General features: G+C 33.7%; 16 protein-coding genes and 1 pseudogene. 8 read left to right on the top strand and 9 right to left on the bottom strand.

The features are described 5' to 3' along the window. Nucleotides 1-4 precede the first annotated feature (4 nt). Nucleotides 5-757, top strand: a complete 753-nt coding sequence (locus ACQH6S_RS01005) for an IS5 family transposase (RefSeq protein ID WP_425360879.1) — start codon at nucleotides 5-7, stop codon at nucleotides 755-757. Here the strand turns inward: ACQH6S_RS01005 and ACQH6S_RS01000 are convergent. Both ACQH6S_RS01000 and ACQH6S_RS00995 read right to left on the bottom strand, forming a co-directional pair. Next, entirely contained in the window at nucleotides 684-1,136 is a 453-nt protein-coding gene (locus ACQH6S_RS01000; RefSeq protein WP_425360493.1) for a recombinase family protein, read from the bottom strand. The genes ACQH6S_RS01005 and ACQH6S_RS01000 overlap by 74 nt on opposite strands. Continuing rightward, nucleotides 1,133-1,348 carry a hypothetical protein gene (locus ACQH6S_RS00995; RefSeq protein ID WP_425360492.1) on the bottom strand — a complete coding sequence of 72 codons (216 nt, stop codon included), beginning with the start codon at nucleotides 1,346-1,348 and terminating at the stop codon, nucleotides 1,133-1,135. The genes ACQH6S_RS01000 and ACQH6S_RS00995 overlap by 4 nt, the downstream gene beginning before the upstream one ends. A 315-nt stretch (nucleotides 1,349-1,663) precedes the next feature. Between ACQH6S_RS00995 and ACQH6S_RS00990 the strand changes: the two genes are divergently transcribed. Beyond that, nucleotides 1,664-1,912 carry a hypothetical protein gene (locus ACQH6S_RS00990; protein ID WP_341758049.1) on the top strand — a complete coding sequence of 83 codons (249 nt, stop codon included), beginning with the start codon at nucleotides 1,664-1,666 and terminating at the stop codon, nucleotides 1,910-1,912. A 302-nt stretch (nucleotides 1,913-2,214) separates the two neighbouring features. Further along, entirely contained in the window at nucleotides 2,215-3,324 is a 1,110-nt protein-coding gene (locus ACQH6S_RS00985) for an IS66 family transposase (protein WP_425364395.1), read from the top strand. On the opposite strand, the gene tnpB is transcribed toward ACQH6S_RS00985, so the two are convergent. Continuing rightward, nucleotides 3,321-3,674, bottom strand: a complete 354-nt coding sequence (gene tnpB / locus ACQH6S_RS00980; protein ID WP_341752109.1) for an IS66 family insertion sequence element accessory protein TnpB — start codon at nucleotides 3,672-3,674, stop codon at nucleotides 3,321-3,323. The two genes, ACQH6S_RS00985 and tnpB, sit on opposite strands and share 4 nt — an antisense overlap. Next, nucleotides 3,662-4,087 carry a hypothetical protein gene (locus ACQH6S_RS00975; protein ID WP_341758053.1) on the bottom strand — a complete coding sequence of 142 codons (426 nt, stop codon included), beginning with the start codon at nucleotides 4,085-4,087 and terminating at the stop codon, nucleotides 3,662-3,664. The genes tnpB and ACQH6S_RS00975 overlap by 13 nt, the downstream gene beginning before the upstream one ends. A 64-nt stretch (nucleotides 4,088-4,151) precedes the next feature. On the opposite strand from ACQH6S_RS00975, the gene ACQH6S_RS00970 reads away from it, so the two are divergent. Further along, a complete protein-coding gene (locus ACQH6S_RS00970; RefSeq protein ID WP_425364617.1) occupies nucleotides 4,152-4,409 on the top strand; it encodes a hypothetical protein in 258 nt (85 codons plus the stop codon). An 86-nt stretch (nucleotides 4,410-4,495) separates the two neighbouring features. Further along, nucleotides 4,496-4,621: pseudogene (locus tag ACQH6S_RS00965) on the top strand (transposase); the annotation flags it as partial. A gap of 77 nt (nucleotides 4,622-4,698) precedes the next feature. Here the strand turns inward: ACQH6S_RS00965 and ACQH6S_RS00960 are convergent. The 3 genes from ACQH6S_RS00960 to ACQH6S_RS00950 form a co-directional block, all read right to left on the bottom strand. Next, entirely contained in the window at nucleotides 4,699-7,308 is a 2,610-nt protein-coding gene (locus tag ACQH6S_RS00960; protein ID WP_425364616.1) for a hypothetical protein, read from the bottom strand. Nucleotides 7,309-7,433: 125 nt separating this feature from the next. Next, nucleotides 7,434-7,991 (bottom strand): IS630 family transposase, encoded by a 558-nt coding sequence (locus tag ACQH6S_RS00955; RefSeq protein ID WP_425360101.1) that lies wholly within the window; start codon nucleotides 7,989-7,991, stop codon nucleotides 7,434-7,436. Beyond that, entirely contained in the window at nucleotides 7,943-8,485 is a 543-nt protein-coding gene (locus ACQH6S_RS00950; protein WP_425360100.1) for a helix-turn-helix domain-containing protein, read from the bottom strand. The genes ACQH6S_RS00955 and ACQH6S_RS00950 overlap by 49 nt, the downstream gene beginning before the upstream one ends. 166 nt (nucleotides 8,486-8,651) lie before the next feature. On the opposite strand from ACQH6S_RS00950, the gene ACQH6S_RS00945 reads away from it, so the two are divergent. Then, nucleotides 8,652-8,924 (top strand): palindromic element RPE2 domain-containing protein, encoded by a 273-nt coding sequence (locus ACQH6S_RS00945; protein WP_425360559.1) that lies wholly within the window; start codon nucleotides 8,652-8,654, stop codon nucleotides 8,922-8,924. Here ACQH6S_RS00945 and ACQH6S_RS00940 read toward each other — a convergent pair. Both ACQH6S_RS00940 and ACQH6S_RS00935 read right to left on the bottom strand, forming a co-directional pair. Continuing rightward, the gene (locus tag ACQH6S_RS00940) at nucleotides 8,912-13,879 is read right to left on the bottom strand and encodes a PEP/pyruvate-binding domain-containing protein (RefSeq protein ID WP_425364615.1); all 4,968 of its coding nucleotides are present in this window, start codon (nucleotides 13,877-13,879) and stop codon (nucleotides 8,912-8,914) included. The two genes, ACQH6S_RS00945 and ACQH6S_RS00940, sit on opposite strands and share 13 nt — an antisense overlap. A gap of 403 nt (nucleotides 13,880-14,282) precedes the next feature. Beyond that, a complete protein-coding gene (locus ACQH6S_RS00935) occupies nucleotides 14,283-16,106 on the bottom strand; it encodes an AAA family ATPase (RefSeq protein ID WP_425360556.1) in 1,824 nt (607 codons plus the stop codon). A gap of 240 nt (nucleotides 16,107-16,346) precedes the next feature. Here ACQH6S_RS00935 and ACQH6S_RS00930 point away from each other — a divergent pair, with 240 nt between their 5' ends. Together ACQH6S_RS00930 and ACQH6S_RS00925 are read left to right on the top strand one after the other, a co-directional pair. Continuing rightward, nucleotides 16,347-16,475: a hypothetical protein gene (locus tag ACQH6S_RS00930; RefSeq protein WP_425360555.1), complete on the top strand. Its 129-nt coding sequence runs from the start codon at nucleotides 16,347-16,349 to the stop codon at nucleotides 16,473-16,475. A 224-nt stretch (nucleotides 16,476-16,699) separates the two neighbouring features. Further along, on the top strand, nucleotides 16,700-16,852 hold the full coding sequence (locus tag ACQH6S_RS00925; protein ID WP_157905714.1) for a hypothetical protein: 153 nt from the start codon (nucleotides 16,700-16,702) through the stop codon (nucleotides 16,850-16,852). Nucleotides 16,853-17,361: the final 509 nt, after the last annotated feature.

Below are 17,361 nucleotides of genomic sequence, written 5' to 3'. Positions count from 1 at the left end.
CGATATGAAGTATTACATAGAAGACCAAGCATGGGAAGCAATTTTATCATTTTTTAAGAAAAAAAAAGCTATACACAACAAGAATGAGGAAAAAATAAGACAGTTTATTGAAGCAATATGGTTTATTGCTAGAACAGGTTGTCAATGGCGTCTTCTGCCTGATTATTATGGTTGTTGGTACAGTGTTTATCGCAGATTTAAGAGATGGGTTGACAAAGGTATATGGGAAGCTTTAATGGATCATGTTAAAGTAGATGTAGATATGGAATCAATGATGATTGATGCAACTATTGTAAGAGCACATGCTTGCTCATCTGGATATATTAAAGGTAATCAAGAGGAAGCAGCTTTAGGTAGAAGCAAAGGTGGTTTTAGTACTAAAATTCATGCCCTCGTTGATGCATTGGGTAACCCACTGAAGTTTATACTAACTGCTGGGCAAAGAAATGATATCACTCAGGCTGAAAATCTTACTAAAGATGTTCAGAATACGACGGTGATAGGTGATAAAGGATATGATAGTAGTGCGTTTGTAGAAAGCTTAGAAAATAAGGGGTGCGAGGTTGTTATCCCACCAAAATCTAATCGTAAAGTACAACGTGAATATGATAAACATATTTATAAAGAACGCCATTTAATTGAATGTTTCTTTGGTAAAATCAAACATTTTAGGCGTATATTTTCTAGGTTTGATAAAGCCCCAGCCACCTTTTTAGCCTTTCTAAATTTTGTTGGAGCTTTAATATGGTTACGTTAAAAATTTTGTCAACAGAACCTAGTAATTGGTACCAATCTTTGCATGATCGTGCTAACCTCGATACTTCTATTCCTAGTACTATACCAACATGGTCTAATCCAACTTCAGCAACTAAACGCTGAAATCCAGGACGACCTTCAGCAGTTGCACCAGACCGCCCCAAATCATCATCTATTATAAGTACTTTATCAGCACTCCAGCCTAGAGCATAAGCTCTCTCTACTAAATTATACTGCAATTTAGTAGATTCACTATGCCGTTCTACTTGTTGCAGCGTTGACTGCCTTATATACACTATCGCCAGACGATCGTGGTGATAGGCTTGAATCTTGCCACTTGATAATATTCTCTGAGTTGATTGTTTCTCCTTGTCTATCATTTGCCTTCTCCATATTTATTATCGATTTTGGCAATTTTTTCAATGATAATGTTGCTAATAGAGTTATTAGGCGATGACGATTCTCTTTGGGGATTCTCTCCCATTTCATTGGTTCCAATATAGGAATGCCTTGCATGATATTTTCTTACCCAATCAACCAAGTTTAGCAATACTGATTTGTTAAGTGTCGGGGATTGTTCTAAATTTGTCAAATTAAAACTTATAGATGTTTTAATAATGGAAGATAGAACGGTTGTTTAAACATCTCAAAAGCGGTGGCTTTGATATTGAAAAAAGTCATATAACAAACCCAGATAGATTCGTGAAATTAGTTACAGTTTGTGCTATTGCATCGTATACTTGCAGCAAAACTGCGTAACACTATCTAATTTCTTTGCTAGTATGAATTTATTGTATAAATTTGGATTTCTACTATGCAAATATCACCGATTAATAAAAAACAGATTAATAAAAAAACTAGTTGAAAAAGTAGCAGTCATATTATAATATTTGAAATATTAATAATAATGATAATTAATCAAATGAAAAAACCAAAAGTAGCGACCTTAAGTGCTGAAGAACGAGAAGAACTAATACAGCATGTCAAGGAAAGTTCATTAACGGGAGATGAACAGCAAACGATAGTAGAGCTTGTGAAATTTTGTAACGAGCTAATAGACAAGCTAGCATCATCAAATATCAGTATAAATAAGCTTAAGGAAATGCTGATTGGTTTTAAGGCAGATCACAAAAAAAAGATAGTTCAGATTCATTAAAAGAACCGCCAGGTGAATCTGATAACGGGAATGGTGGTAATGAAGGAGAGTGCGATAAGCCCAAAAAGATAGATCGTAGTAATTGGCAAGGTAAATATGGGTTTGATGATTATAAGGATGCGAATACCAGCTATTTAACTCCTGAGAATTTTTGTAGTGGTGATAGCTGTCCTCACTGCTATAATGGCAAACTATATAATAGTGAAGCTAGAAAATTGCTACAATTTACAGGTAATGCTCCAATTACAGTCAACAGATATGTAAAGAAAACGTTACGCTGTAATGCTTGCGATTATACAGTTATGAACAATAAAAATATCAACAAATGGACAAATAGTAGCAGAAGTGCAATAGTGTTACAAAAGACCTATGGTACTCCTTTCTACCGTTTATCTAGGCTACAGAGTTTAAGCGGGGTTCCTATAGCATACAGCTCGCTCTGGCAACAATATTTAGATGTTTGGCAAGAAGGTGGTGGAGCTGAAATTTACGGGGTATTATTGGAAATGGCTGCCGAATGTAGTTCACTGAACCTTGATGATACTAGAGCTAGGATTTTAGAAATTACTATAGCCAATAAAAAATTACGTACTCAAAATAAGAAAGGACGCAGCTGTTATACTACTACAATATGTGCTAAGACTGCAAATAATGAGGTAATAGTTTTATATTTTACCGGTAATAGGCATGGTGGAGAAAATATAGGTAACGTACTAAAGAATCGTAAGAATAGAACAGATTCTATCCAATTAATGACTGACGCAAGTAACAATAATAACCCGGTATTATCAGAAGCAGATAAAGAATTACTGGCAATAATAGTGATGATCAATTGTTTGTCACATGGTCAGAGAAAATTTACAGAAAATGAACTATATTACCCTGAAGAATGCGGATATTTTCTCAAACAAACACGTGGGATTTACCACAATGAACATCAATGTAAAGAGATGAGTCCTGAAGAGAAACTTGGGTATCATCAGGAACATAGCAGTAAATATATAGAAAACATATATAACAAAATAGACGAATTATTTAACGACAAGAAAGTTGAGCCTAATAGTAGGCTTGGACAAGCTATGAAATATTGGATAAATAATAAAGAAGGTTTGACCCAATTTTTAAAAATCCCAGTTAGCAATCTTGATAATAATTGGGCTGAGAGATCACTGCGTACCATTATTTTACAAAGGAAGAATTCATTATTCTTTAAAACAATCAATAGTGCTGAGATACATAGTGGTCTGTATAGTATAGTAAAGACTTGTAGTGAGAACGAGATCAATGCCTTTAAATATTTAAATTGGCTACAAGAGCATAGTAGCAAAGCAAAGAAGCATCCTGAGGATTATACGCCTTTTGCCTATGCAAGATATATGAATAATACGGAATTAATCGAGACAGCAGCTTAAACGACAGGAAGCCAATCATTAGAGAATTTGGCAGAACTAGGATCGCCATTATGAATAAGAATGTGTAAGGTTCTATAACAAATTTGGTAAGATGAATTATCAGATGGGAAAAGTTTTGCCGTAAATTTACCTTTGGATAGGCGTTTAGAGCATAGCCAAAAGCCTTGACCGTCAAAGGACAAAATTTTAATGGCAGTTCTGTTTTTATTATAGAATAAAAACAAGGAACCATTAAGAGGGTCAGAAGAAAGTTTTTGTCTACAAACAGCGATTAAGCCATCGATACCCTTGCGAAAATCGATGGCAATAGTGGCAACAAAAATAACTGACGCCGGGGTTAGTTGCAGCATAAAAATGTCTGAATTATAGTTTTTGGCTCTAGTGTTTGGATAATAAGCTTGGTACCATTTGGTTTAATAATGTGACAAGTATAGTGATTTTGCTTGGGAGCAGCTACAGGATCGGTATCTATAGAATTTACTAGTTGAAATGGGAGAAAATTAATATTTTGTTGTAGGGATTGATTTGAAGTTGAGACAGAAGAAGTTTTGATGGTAGGTTCATGGGCTTTTTTAGTTGAACTAATTGTTGCTTTATTAATATTAAGATGTTTAGCTATCTCTTGGTAAGAATAATGATGGAGTAATTGGTGAACTAATTCCTTTAGATGGTTTGGTATAGGATCAAACTTATTAGTTTTAGTTTGACGCCAAGCTTTAAATTGCTGAGCTACTTGCTCAATAGTAATCGATGGTATTTGCATAGTATGAAACCCAAATGTATAAAAAATTCATACTAACAAAAAAATTAGATAAAGTTATGCAGTTTTGCTGCAAGTATACATTGCATCGGCTTTAATAATAAAAAATGGGCTAATACAAAACGAGATAAAACCCATAAGAATTAGAACTCAGAAAACTTATCCAAAACAATTAGTGTCATTTTTTACATACGGATTGGATCATTTAAGGAACTGCTTGAAACAGGCAAGTAACAAGGCAAAAGCGGTATTAAAAAGAATTTTGGAGTATGACTCAATTACCGATTTTGATCCCTACTTCCCTACATTGTTACAAAAATTGTAGGGTACTATGGCTGTCGCCATATTGCTATTATTAAATTTATTCATTATCTATCATTATAACTTATATTAACCTCTATGTTAAGTGCTATAATAATTGATTTTGACGCCACTGATGATGAAATTCACAGCAATCAAGAGGGGAAGTTTTATCATGGATATTATCGTTATAATTGCTTTCTGCCTTTATATGTTTTTTGTGGAAAAAAGCTGTTAGTAAGCTATACTCAAATGATTTGAAGAATTGGAGCGAAAAACAAGGGGTAAGCGAGCTTAGCGTGCAACTAGTCACACTACGCCCTGCCTTGATACGAAGATTTATGCTTATTTCTTTGCGAAATGTCCTGAGCCATTGATGAACACTCAGAGAACTTACTATCATGTCCCCCTAATTCTTTCAACGCTTTTCTAAACAATGCCATTTTTATATTAATATCGCTTGACTTTCCCCTAATAACAGTAGACACAATCGAAGCAGCAGCCTTGATTACATTAACAATTTTTTGCCAAGTTGAAGGCATTTTTGTATCTTGTATTTTTATGCAGTCATCAGCTAATTCTTTGAATCCTTGATCAACACCCTTTATATCGCCTTGCTGATGTTTCTCTTTTATTGAGTTAATTTTGTTTTGCAGAGATTTTCCCCTTTCGTTTCCAATCACTTCAGACAAAGGCTCTTGATTAGCAACTACTGTCTCTACAATATTGATTGTTGATGCAATAGTATTAATACTATTTTGTTGGGTTAAATTATTTGCTATCAGAGTTGCTTTTTGACGTAACTCTTTAGATAATTGGGAATTAAAACCTGGCGTAACAGATTGCACAATAGTAGGTTTTAACGGTGGTATAAGCTGGTTCTGTGGTTCAATAATTGGCGTAACAGATTGCACAATAGTAGGTTTTAACGGTGCTATAGGCTGGTTATCTAGTGTTACATCCTGTTGCTTAGCAGTCTGTAGTTGTATAACCTCCTGCTTTAGTAACTGAGTTATCTTGCCTTGAACTTCCTTGCCTTCAAGGGATTGCAATTCAGCGTCTGTTAATTTTCTTAGGAAACCTATATCATCTACCACAGCTTTAATAGAAGGTTTGTTTTCCATAAAAGCCTTCTTCAGCATTGTTTCTAATTCTTCTTTTCTATAAGATTGTTCAAGAATTTTCTGCAGCTCTGTTTTTTGAAATTTACTCTCAAGGGTTGTTTTTAGTTTTGTTTTATAAAGTTGCTTAGTCAGCACCGCTTCTTTAGCTTCTTGATTCGTTATATTATTACTAAGTAGCTCTAATTCTTGGGTATACAGAGAGCGTTGCTCTCTCGGAATGTTATTCCTAAAAATATCTTCCATTTCACTTTTACCACTGCGGGTTCTACTTAATACCTCTTCATTATAATTGTCAATAAAAATTTCTGCTAGTTGGTTGATATCAAACTTTTTAATAATAATTGTTATCCCTTGCTTCTTGTCTCCGTTTTTAATTGCGCTTAATTCTTTATCAGTAAAGTTATCAGTAATAATTTTTGGAAATAATTCTTCACTCCTGCATTTAGTAATAAATGTGTCTGCTAATTCTTCATGAGTAAAGTTATTAGTAATAATTTTTGCTAGTGCTTTGTTATCAAAATTGCCGCTAGTAAGTAGTTTTATTTCTGGAATATCGTTAAACTTATTCAAAGATTCCTTTAAGCTTTGTTTAACCTTCTCATTAAGGTACTTAACTTGTACGCCAAAGTCATCAACAAAAATTTTTGCTAATTCTGATTTAGAATAACTACCATCACGAATTTTCTTTATTGTTTCTACATCACTGCTATTAGTAAAAAATTCTTTTAAATCTAGTTTCTTGTTAATATCACCAAGAGGAATTTGTTCTAATCCTACTTTCTGCTCATTCTGTTCCATGACCGCACATGTAGCATTAAACCTAGATGATGCCATACGAGATAGCGGAATTTCTTCTGCTGCATGAGTTAATGCCTTATGAACATCAAAATTTTCTTTTATTAAGTCATCCGCAAAAAACATTAATCCATCTAAACATCCAGCCAAATTACCCTCTACCTGGTAGACACCATGCCGAAAATCTATATTCTGTTCATCAATCTTTATATTTTGATGTTGTCCCTTAATAGCCGAGTGGATACCTTTGATAAATCCTTTATATTTCTCTTGGTATTCTGGTTTAGCATCTGAATTATTCTTAAATGATGTTTGATCAAGAACGGTTGTCTTATATTGACCATCCGTATCTTTGTATATTACTACTCCTACACTATGAGCTGAGCTGCTAGTACCTGTTGTAAAGCTTCCCAAAAATATCTCCTTAGATTCTCCGTTAACACTAATTTGTTTAATATCATACATATCACTATTATTAAAAATACCTGTGATACCATTTGCTTGATTATATCCTAATACCATAGCATTAGTTGTTTGGTTCTCAAGCCAGACTAAATATTTGTTATCATCTTTTACACATACAGCATATTTCTGGTTGTCAATATTTACAATAACAGGATCAATCTGTGAAACATTTGGTTTATTTGACCGATCAATTTTGTCATTATTTAACACAGTCCTACTAATTGGAGATTTAATATCTGTTCCAGCATACTGAGTATCATTACGACTAGGCTCTGTAATAGCCGGATTATTTACTGCTAAATCTTGTTGCTTGTCAAATAAGCCATTCAGTTTTGCACGTAAATTTTCTAATTCATTGGAAGGAACATTACCATATTTTAATATTGTTTTAAAACATTCCTCCTTTTCATCAGAATTGATAGTATCAAAAAATTTAGTTAACGCACTTTTTAAGGAGCTTTTAGCTCGTTCATCTTCTTCAGTAAACAGAGAATAATTTTTTACTATCTGCACTGCTTTTGAAATTCTATCATTACTCATAAATATACTCCCTATTTGGTTCATTGTAACGGAACGCGTGAAAAATACAATACATAACTTATATCCATCAGGGCTGCCTCATATAAAAATATGTTGTAAAATATTAATACCAAATCACTATCTAATTAACAAGATACTATCCAATTCCAAGCACATATAGATTTGACAATTGCAGGATTATTTTCATAATAATTACATGCTGTGATTAGTTGATTTTCTATAGCATTCATTGAATCAAAAGCTAGGTTATAAAAGAATTTTTCCCTCATATCATCCCATATATTTTCTTGTGGGTTTAATTGTGGGCTATATGGTGGCAAGTAAGCTAGTTTAATATTATTAGGTAATAATTCTTTATCGAGTTTATGTGCAGCAGCTCCATCGCATACTACTAAAAGAAAATTATCCTTATAACGCTTTGCCATTTCTTGTAGCATTAACATCATCCAATCTTGGTTCATTAAAGGCAAAATAAGGAAACAACTAGCACCGTCAAATGGACAAATTGCCCCATAAGTATAAGTATATTCACGAATAATTTGTTTCTTAAGTAAAGGCCTGATTCCAGCCGGAACCCAGCAACGCCTTAATGAATCTATACGACCAAAACGTGCCTCATCTTGGAAGAATATCTTTAATTCCTTGCCTTCAGTTGCTGCTGATACTCTTGCTTCTTTAACCATATCAGGCCACTTTTTTTAAAAGTTTCTACCGCATCCTTCTTTTGTTTAGGATGGTATGGTCTTGGTGCAATTTTACGCCACCCATGCCTATGAAGCAGCCTATAAGCTGTGTAACGTGCTATTTTACTACCAACCGTTTCCTCAAAAATCTTATGCACCTTGCTAATTTCTACTATCCCACCATTAACGGCATTCTGTTCTATCTTTTTAAGCATCTCACGTTCTTGCTCTTGAGTTAGATAACTTCTGTATCTCCCACCTTTCTTCCTGCTACATAGTGCCTTTAAGCCTTTTTTCCGACATTGACTATGGGTTCTGTGAACATGACTTTCTGATAATCCTGTAACTTTAGCAATCAATGATGTCGGCATTTTTTCACTCACTCTTAGATAGATTGATTGATAACGTCTAAATTCTTCTTTAGTCTTTGCTTCATTCATTAATTGTTTCACTTCTTCTACATTAACTTCTAATACCTTATACCCTCTAGACATCTTAATTAACACTATACTATCTTAAATAACACACTATAGCATCTATATTATTAAATAGATAGTGATTTGGTATAAGTAGTTGATTATTATCCCATCCCGCAGCTTTTCGAAGCCGCTTAATAGAATCCCTTTTTTGTTTGGCTTTTTGTAATAAATTTAATGCCATATGCTTAACAATAGCTATATTATGCGGAGCATTACCTTTTCTAATATAGTCAATTCAGGAGAATTTGGGGCTAGGAGCGATGGAGCGACGCCTATAAGTAATAGGCGAGCGATGAGTGACGACGTCACCAACTTCTCATCAATTGACTATATCCGGTCTAAAACCACTTCCTCTTCTAACTTTCAACAGTTGTGGGGCATAGTCCATTTTTTAGATGCATTTTGTAGGGCTAAAAATATTATTTTCTGGAGTCAATCATTTTATCTTCTCTGAGCCATAGGGCTAGATGGTCTTGATGACACTTTAACAAAGCCCTCCTTTTTTATGGGCAGATTACTTACTGTAGCCACATGAGAAGCTAATGCTGTGGCTGCTGCTTGTAGCTCAGGATTTTGTGCTACATTCGATAATTTAATACGCTCCAGTGGCGTTTTTAATGCAGGATTATCTTTAGCCAATTGTTCTAAAGTCGTTACTAGATACTTTTTTGTTTCCTCAGGGCTGTTGTCTGCTCCTTTGTTAGTAACCTGTCTAGAGATAGCTAATTTGTCAACAAAATCATTAATTGCTTTATTAAACTCCGGGCTGTTATCAGGATATTCCCTTGTTATAGCTTCTACGCATTTTTTTATTTGCTGCTTATCGGCTTTGGTAGGATTAGCTTCATATGTATCTGCTAATTTTTTTCCTTCTTCTAGACCACAATGTTTTAGGAGGGTGAAAGCAACTCCTCTAGCGTAATTTCTTTGTGCCTCATATGATATCAGATATTGTATTTTCCCTAACTCTGTATCCTTTAGATCATCAAATGTAGCACGCTGTTCCTCATACATGTTTAATACAGTTGGTGACATCAAAAGCTTTATTTTATCTGATTCTAAATTTTCTAATTGATCAAATGTTGCATACTTCTCCTTAAATATTTTTACCGCACTATCTGATGTTAGTGCTATAATGTCATCTGGTTGTAATTTTGCTAGCTGAATAAATTTAATACCAGCTGCATACAATTCTGTCGCATTATCTGATGTTAGATATCTAATTTTATCGTCTGTTTTTTCAAAGTCTTGTTGTTCAAGTAATTTTGATGCTAAAACAAATTTATTAGAAGAATTAAGATTTTGTAACCAATTTTCTGAATTATTTATCAATATCTCATTAAGAGTGGTATGGAGAGTATTTTTATCTTGTAACTTAAAAAGCTCCTCTATAAAAAACAATTGTGTGTTTTGATCTAGAACGCTTACTAAATCTTTTGAGCCTTGGATTAATATATCTTTGAATAAGTTTAAAGATTTATCATCTGCACTATTTTGCAATGCAAAGAGTTTATCTATAAAAATCTCTTTATTATAAGGGGATTTACTTTTTAAGAACTCCCATGTTGAACTATTAAGTGTTTCTTGGTTATCTAAGATGTTATCTATATAAAGATTTGGTAATTTTTCAGCTAACGATCCCAAATTACCTATAACAGCCCTAACTAGTTCATTTTTATTGCAAAACTGAAACAATGTTGTAAGTCTTTCAAGGTTACTATCACCCAATAACTCAAATTGACCAAACTGCTCTGGTTCCATTAGTATAATCTTTGCCATATTAGCAACTTTATTTAATTCTGCATTAGAGAATTTGCTCAATAAATCTAACCTATCAACTAATAGCTCTTGTTTTACCTCAGAGGCTTGGGGTTTATTTTCTACAGAAAGTTTATAGCTAATATCTATAGATTTATTTATCATATCTATTAATGATTCAATTTGTTCTTCTTTAATTTTGATTTCATATTCAAATATTCCCTTTTCTTTATCATGACGTGGTGGTATTACAAATTCTATCCCTGCTTTAGTAAATTGAAGGTAAGTATCTAGCGTAATATTATCCCACCTATTCTGTTCATTAAAACCGAGCATAGTAAATTTAACAAATGCTCCATCTTTAACATTATATTTAATACTGGCTATACAGGAATGGGCACGTAGTGGAATATTTTTTTCTATTATTAAAGTCTGATTTTTTAAACTAATCATAGTAGAAAGATTTGATATTCTGTCAGAATAATAAGGATTACTTGAATCTAGAAGCTCATTATTAAAAGCTATATCCAAATTTTTAACCAAATTAGGCAGTTGTTGGTACAGAATTTTATTTGTCTCTGTTGCCAGATCGGTAATAACAACAATCATATTTTGGTGTATTAAGGTCAATATATCTTCTAAAGTATCAGGAATGGTTCTATCTCCTGTAATATTTATCGTTGCTCGGTTTACAGAAAAATAAGGAGAGGGATTGAATTGATTTTTGGTTAATATTTGCTTACCTTGTACTTGAAATGATCTAATTATCTCTTCCAATGAGTTTTGTGCTAACTCATCGCCCTTAAACTTCCCTTCAGCCACCCAGACTTTCATCAAATCATAAAACTCACCGACCATATCTTTGAAATGGGCTACTTGTAGATCATTGCCATTCTTGTCTTTGGCATTGTCTGGATAAAGGGTTGAGCGCTCAAGCGATTTGGTACTTTTATCAAGAATATCAGTTAATTGATTAACTTGCTCTAATATCAAGATTTTTTCTAGATTACTTGCTTGAGAATTCCATTTTAACTGTCGGTTAAGGTTGCTAATATTTTCCTGTAATCCCTTAAATAATTCAGAGAATTTGGCTGGGTCACTCCATTGCGGAATTTGGGCTTGCATACTATCAATCGTTGCTTTAGCTTTCTGGATTTTGCTAAGATCAATATCTTTAAAATCTTGTTCTAATTTATTTAGTGTCTGTAGTGAATGCTCAGGTTTATTATCTGCGGTGAAAATTAAATTAAGCCATTGTTGATGCACTCCCAGCGATACTAGTTGATTTACTAATTTTCCTAATCTTTCAGCTGGCAACTCGTTTAATTTATTATCGTCTGTTCTTGCCGTACAAATCTTTCCACAAAATTGCAGCCATTCTTGCTGCTTTTCTTTACTGAGGAAATAATCTGCAAGCTTTATGCTTTCAGTTAGGTAAGCTTTTTGCTTGTCGGTTGCTGTTCCATCTGGCAAAAATTTATTGATTAGCTCCTCAGCTTGCTTAGCATATTTATTTTGTTTTAAACTAATTGCCAAGGAATCAGCTAAAATATTCTTGCCGCCAACCCCAATAATCATACCGGTAAATTTCTTCTGAACATTAAAATATTCTAGATAAGCTTGCTCTCGCTGTTGTTGAGTATGGCTAGATAGATGCTGCATTTTATCAAGCAGTACCGACAATTCAGCTCCGGCTATCATAGTTTGTTTAAATAGATCAGCCGAGATTGTCCCTTTCTTATAGCTATCAGTTACAGCTCTTAAATTATAGCCTAGTGCCTCTTTAGCTTGATCATTACTCTCACCTATTTTAGGTAACGATAATGCGGCAATATTATCTCGTAATTTTTCAGCATTGTCTTGAGATGGCGCTTCAACATTTTGTGGTAATCTAAAATTCATAGCTTGGTAAGCCAGCGATAATAATTGATCGGCACTAAGCTTATTGCCAGCTTGTGCCTCGTTTGCTAATTTCCCAATACTAGGGTTTTTATCTAAAGTTACTGGATTTTTACTTAGATTTTCTTTAGAAAAACTATAATTAATCGGTGTTACATAGCCAGACAAGCTTGAAGCATATATGCCTTTGGCAACAATTCCTTTATCATATAATGCTTTCTCAATATTTATTTGATCAAGCTCTCGAAACTTTGCTTCTGATAATTGGTAGACACTACTATGTTGTGGATCGATGATTAAATGATTATTTTTCTTCAATAATTCCTGCACTGCCACAATATCACTCACTTGCATTACCGGTATAGCACTAGCATTAAACACTCCAGCCTCATGCGAAGTATCAGGCGATGGTTGTTGCACTATAACCCCTACTATCTTATCATGGTTCTTATTATATTGAGTCAGAGCTTCTTCAATGGTATTACAGATTATTACTTGATTTGGCTCGGTAATAACTACCACCTTATTGATTTCTGGAGTAATCACCTGCAAACCTTGTATGGTAGTCATATTAGCTTTATTATCAGCCAAAAATTGTGGAGAAATAGCGGATGGTTCAAGCCCTTTTCTTGACCCTTCTGGAATTGCCCGAGCTTGTACTATATTAATTTGATGATCATCAGGATTATAAACAAATTCTATATCCATCCTCTTGCCATATTTCCCTACCAAATACTGGGCAAACTGATGGGCGTAATAAGCCGCATCACTAGCAATTGATGGTTGGTATTTCAGCTCAGCTGGATTCTCTTGTCGCTGTAAAATAATTTTCTTATTATTTTCATCTAACTTTGGCTGCAAACGAAAATCTTTAGCAGCAATTTCAGAATATACTACCCCTTGGGTACTAATATAAAAATTATCTACCCGTCCTTTACTATTAACGACATATTCACCATGACCGGGAGCTACTTGCAATCTGCTTGCCCCGTCTTTACTATAGATCACCCCTGATACAGGTACTTTATTTTGCCTATCTGCAGACTGACTAACATCCATGCCCTCACCAATCATTTGTTGAATTAACCCTGGCATTACTGGAAAGTCAGTAATGTGCTGATCACGAGCTATCAAACGTTGTGCCAAAGATTTAGGACCGACATATGAAGCAGCAACTCGACCAAGTGCCTGAGATATCTCGCGAATATTAGCCTTGCAAGGCAGACTCTCATTGCCACCAGGATTAGCCATATCCGCCTTATCCTCATGAACCCCTGTACTACGTATCATTAATAATTGCTCAGGCTGAATCTTATTTTTTTCTAAGAACTTGTTAAATAACCCCGGTTCTAGCTCATGTTGATTAAAACAATTAATAATACACTCTTGTAATTTTTTTAAACATTCAATACTAGCTTCACTTAAAGTGTCTAGATTGGACTGAGCTTTGTAAGTATCAGCAAATTCCTGGAAGAGGTTTACCCATTCCGGAGCATGTGTATCTAAATGCTGTTTTATTATATCACCATTTATTGGCTCAAATGTTGGCACTTGAACCTTGATAATATTATCCCCTAATTGACTATCTTGGTTTGTCGCAAGTAATTCATTAAATTCCTTAACAACCTCCCGCAAATTGAGTAAATTTGCTGCTTTATAACCAAATGATTTAGCATCATCCTCAATCTTCTCCGAGTAACGCGATGTTCCACCTGCAACATCTACAACCTCATTATTCTCTTCTCCTGCCACAATCCCTCAATTGCTATTTTTTAATTATTATAACATATTTTTTACCCTCACTAATATAAATTCTCAGAATATTAAAGGAAAGACAATATGAATTAACTGAATTAATTAAGAGTTATGACAAAGTAGATGATAAGCTTTCTAAAAAGCTTGCAGAGCTTATAAGTATCAGCCAAAACGCCTATGAAACTTTTAAAGGTTCGACAATTGTTGAAAAAAGGGAATTATTAAATTTTATATTTTCGAACCTAACACTCGAGGGCTGTAAACTGCATTACGTTCTGGATTTTCCATTCACAGAATTGCAAAAAGTAGCAAATTGTGCCGAATGGCGGGGCGTAGTGAACAATTTCCGAACCCAGTCAGATACCCAATTGCTTATTATACAAGTGCTTACGCTCTATTATTAGAGCTTCGTTACCTCATATTGCAACTCCATATTTTTTCCACAAAATGCCATCGAAATTTTTAATATTTGTTTTACATGTGAATGCTCTTTTATTTTACTATCATATTTTTTATTAATAATTTGTTGTAAACCAGATTTAGCTATATCTGCTAGCTCTTCTGAGGATTTAGCGATTTTATACTCGATAATCATCGCTTTATCACCTTTGCCAATTTTTGGAATCATCATAACGTCGGCTCTGCCATCCCCTGATTCTTGTTCACTTGATATTATATAATTAGGAGCTAACATATTAACAAAGCCGAGCATAAAGCCACTATAAAATAATTCGGCTTTTTTCTCTCCTGTTTGATGAAAACTAGTAGAATTAACTAACAATTCCTGCAGACGCTCTTTAAACGCCTCTATTTTACCATCTGGTAATAGAGTAACAAAAGAATAATAGCCAGAATTATCAATTTTTATTTGTTTAGTAACCCATTGTAGCATTCTCTTTTCATAAATATATTTCACCTCGTAGTTAGGAGCAGATAAATCATAAATATCTCTTTCTGGCATCTTGGTAGTTGTGTTTAGGTAGCCACTAAATAATAATAAGCTAAATAACCCTTCTGGTTGGTTGATATCAGCAAAATTTATATGTTTAGTAATAGAAGAAGTAATAGTTTTACCTGCAGCTAAAGCCTGAATATCTGTTTGCATCTCATCTGAGAGTAGTATATGATCAATCCAATCAGTTCCACCACTATCAATCCAATAATGATCAAGCTTGCCTTTACTTGCCAAACATTGCATAATCGACCATGGATTATAAATGACTTCTCCGCCAAAATTATAGCCATTATACCAATTTTTAATTTCTTCTGGCTTTGTAGTGGTTGGTACTTTAGTTAATAATTCATCAACTTCTGCTTGAGTAAACCCGTAACTGCTAGAAAATCTTTCATCTAGTAAACTACATTCAGTTAAATTATTCAAATCTGAAAACAAATTAGCCTTAGCAACACGCAATATGCCGGTAATGATGCCTTTTTGTAATGAATCATTGGTTTTAAGACTATTACCAAATATTGCCCGGAATAGTTTAAGTACCTGTTTAAATTCTTCTTTATGACCAAATTCCATGTAGGAACTATTAATTGGCGTATCATATTCGTCAATTAGTATGTAAACTTTCTGATTAAAATGTTTATAAAGTAAGTCGCTTAGAAATTTCAAACTATTCTCAAGTTCTACTTTGTTAAATTCTCCAGAAAAATATCTAGTTAATTGTTTCTTTTGTGCATCATTTAATAAATTTTCCTTATCTGTTAAATAAGTCTCCAAATAACGATAATTACTAAATAACTGTATTACTTGATAATTGATTTTACTTTCAATTTCCTCATAACTACTACCCCTAATCCCCTTAAAACTTATAATAATAACTGGAAATTGACCTTGATAGTCTAGAAGAATATCTGGATACTTAGATATTTTAAGTGGTTTAAGCAACTTTTTTCTACCACTTGCTAATCCCAAATCCACCTCTCCACCAGCAAATAGTTTATAGTTCACTCTTTGTTCTTGTGGTATAGGATTGCCATGTTGATCTACCTCTATCTCAAAAAATCTCCGCACCATATCCATATTTAAGCTCTTCCCCCATCGCCTTGGACGGGTGATTAAGGTGACATCTCCAGCATCAACCAATAGTTCTTTGATCATTAAACTCTTATCAACAAATACGTTGCTATTAAGCAATAATTTCTTAAAATCATCAGTACCAACTAGCATGGTTGGTTGATCATCAACATTATTTTTGTTTGTTTCTTCTATCATTGTTTTCATCTGTTCCTTTCGACTATAATATCACTATACTACTTTTTTATTGTCCACTAATAGCTAATTAGCAAAATTTTTATAATTTTTTGTTTTTTTATAGTGAATTAACCTGAATTAACACCCAGTACGATATAATTATGCAGCCTTAGAAAATGTTATAATTTCAGTGCCGTTGGTAGTTGTTATGTGCAACTCTGCTTTATCCACCTGACTCGGTGTAAAAATCTTTCTGCCCAAATGAAATTTATAGTCAATTTAGAGGAATTTGGGGCTAGGAGCGATGGAGCGACGCCTATAAGTAATAGCCGAGTGACTGTAACAACGTCACCAACTTCTTATCAATTGACTATATCACATACAAATTAAGAATAATGAAAATAAGGTTAATTTATGTACAGCACACTCCACCCCTTGTTTATCGTCCCCATTCTTCAAGTTATTTGAGTATATCTCTTATATTATTTAATAAATAGAAACATTGGTTAACTCCTATTCATTTGACAACATATAAATTTTTGTGAGTTTCTTGACATTTATTAATTATTTTGTGATAATCTATATTAAAGCTATTTATAGTCAATTCAGGAGAATTGGGTAGCAGGAGCGATGGAGCGACGAAGTCACCAACTTCTCACCAATTGACTAAAGTTAAATTAACGCAGTGTGCAAGTTTATTTTGTTGTTCCATCAAAATGCCTAAAGGCAAAGAGAGAATGCATCTTCATGGTCAAAAATCATGCTAAAATCCATAAATTTTTCTAAATTTTCAAATTTAACCACAGAGCAAAGCTTGTCATCCCTACGAAAGCAGGGATATATAAATAATACTCAAAAAGTCATTAGATATAGTCAATTGACGAGAAATTTGTAATGTTGTCACTCGTCGCTCGCCTATTACTTATAAGAATCACTCCGCTTTTGCTGCCCAATTTTCCTGAGTTGATTATAATTTAACTTGACAATGAGTTTTTAATGTGTATATTGCATACAAACCGGATAAAACGGATGACTTTGAATAAAAATGCTCAGATTAGTTATCTCCTAGAAGTCTGCCTACGATAACTAATTAATTATATTTTGAGCTATTTTTCGGCGAGAATATATATGATTTTTGCAGGAATAGTGTAGCTATTTCAAAAAAATTATGTTTATTCGCAGCCAAAGAGAGCCAAATATAGAATTACTTTAGTTATAGTCAATTGATGAGAAGTTGGGGACGTTGTAACTCGTCGCTCGCCTATTACTTATAGGC

The sequence above is a fragment of the Candidatus Tisiphia endosymbiont of Mystacides longicornis genome, assembly GCF_964031095.1.
Classification (GTDB): domain Bacteria; phylum Pseudomonadota; class Alphaproteobacteria; order Rickettsiales; family Rickettsiaceae; genus Tisiphia.
This window is presented reverse-complemented; position numbering and strand designations above follow the sequence as displayed.

Bases quoted from the DNA above. Each gene is read 5' to 3' on its own strand.
- ACQH6S_RS00945 (WP_425360559.1), top strand. From the start codon at position 8,652: ATGCTTAACAATAGCTATATTATGCGGAGCATTACCTTTTCTAATATA.
- ACQH6S_RS00975 (WP_341758053.1), bottom strand. From the start codon at position 4,087: ATGCAAATACCATCGATTACTATTGAGCAAGTAGCTCAGCAATTTAAA.
- ACQH6S_RS00955 (WP_425360101.1), bottom strand. From the start codon at position 7,991: ATGGTTAAAGAAGCAAGAGTATCAGCAGCAACTGAAGGCAAGGAATTA.
- ACQH6S_RS00950 (WP_425360100.1), bottom strand. From the start codon at position 8,485: ATGTCTAGAGGGTATAAGGTATTAGAAGTTAATGTAGAAGAAGTGAAA.
- ACQH6S_RS00935 (WP_425360556.1), bottom strand. From the start codon at position 16,106: ATGATAGAAGAAACAAACAAAAATAATGTTGATGATCAACCAACCATG.
- ACQH6S_RS00990 (WP_341758049.1), top strand. From the start codon at position 1,664: ATGATAATTAATCAAATGAAAAAACCAAAAGTAGCGACCTTAAGTGCT.
- ACQH6S_RS00930 (WP_425360555.1), top strand. From the start codon at position 16,347: ATGAAATTTATAGTCAATTTAGAGGAATTTGGGGCTAGGAGCGATGGA.
- ACQH6S_RS01005 (WP_425360879.1), top strand. From the start codon at position 5: ATGAAGTATTACATAGAAGACCAAGCATGGGAAGCAATTTTATCATTT.
- ACQH6S_RS01000 (WP_425360493.1), bottom strand. From the start codon at position 1,136: ATGATAGACAAGGAGAAACAATCAACTCAGAGAATATTATCAAGTGGC.
- ACQH6S_RS00985 (WP_425364395.1), top strand. From the start codon at position 2,215: ATGAACAATAAAAATATCAACAAATGGACAAATAGTAGCAGAAGTGCA.
- ACQH6S_RS00960 (WP_425364616.1), bottom strand. From the start codon at position 7,308: ATGAGTAATGATAGAATTTCAAAAGCAGTGCAGATAGTAAAAAATTAT.
- tnpB (WP_341752109.1), bottom strand. From the start codon at position 3,674: ATGCTGCAACTAACCCCGGCGTCAGTTATTTTTGTTGCCACTATTGCC.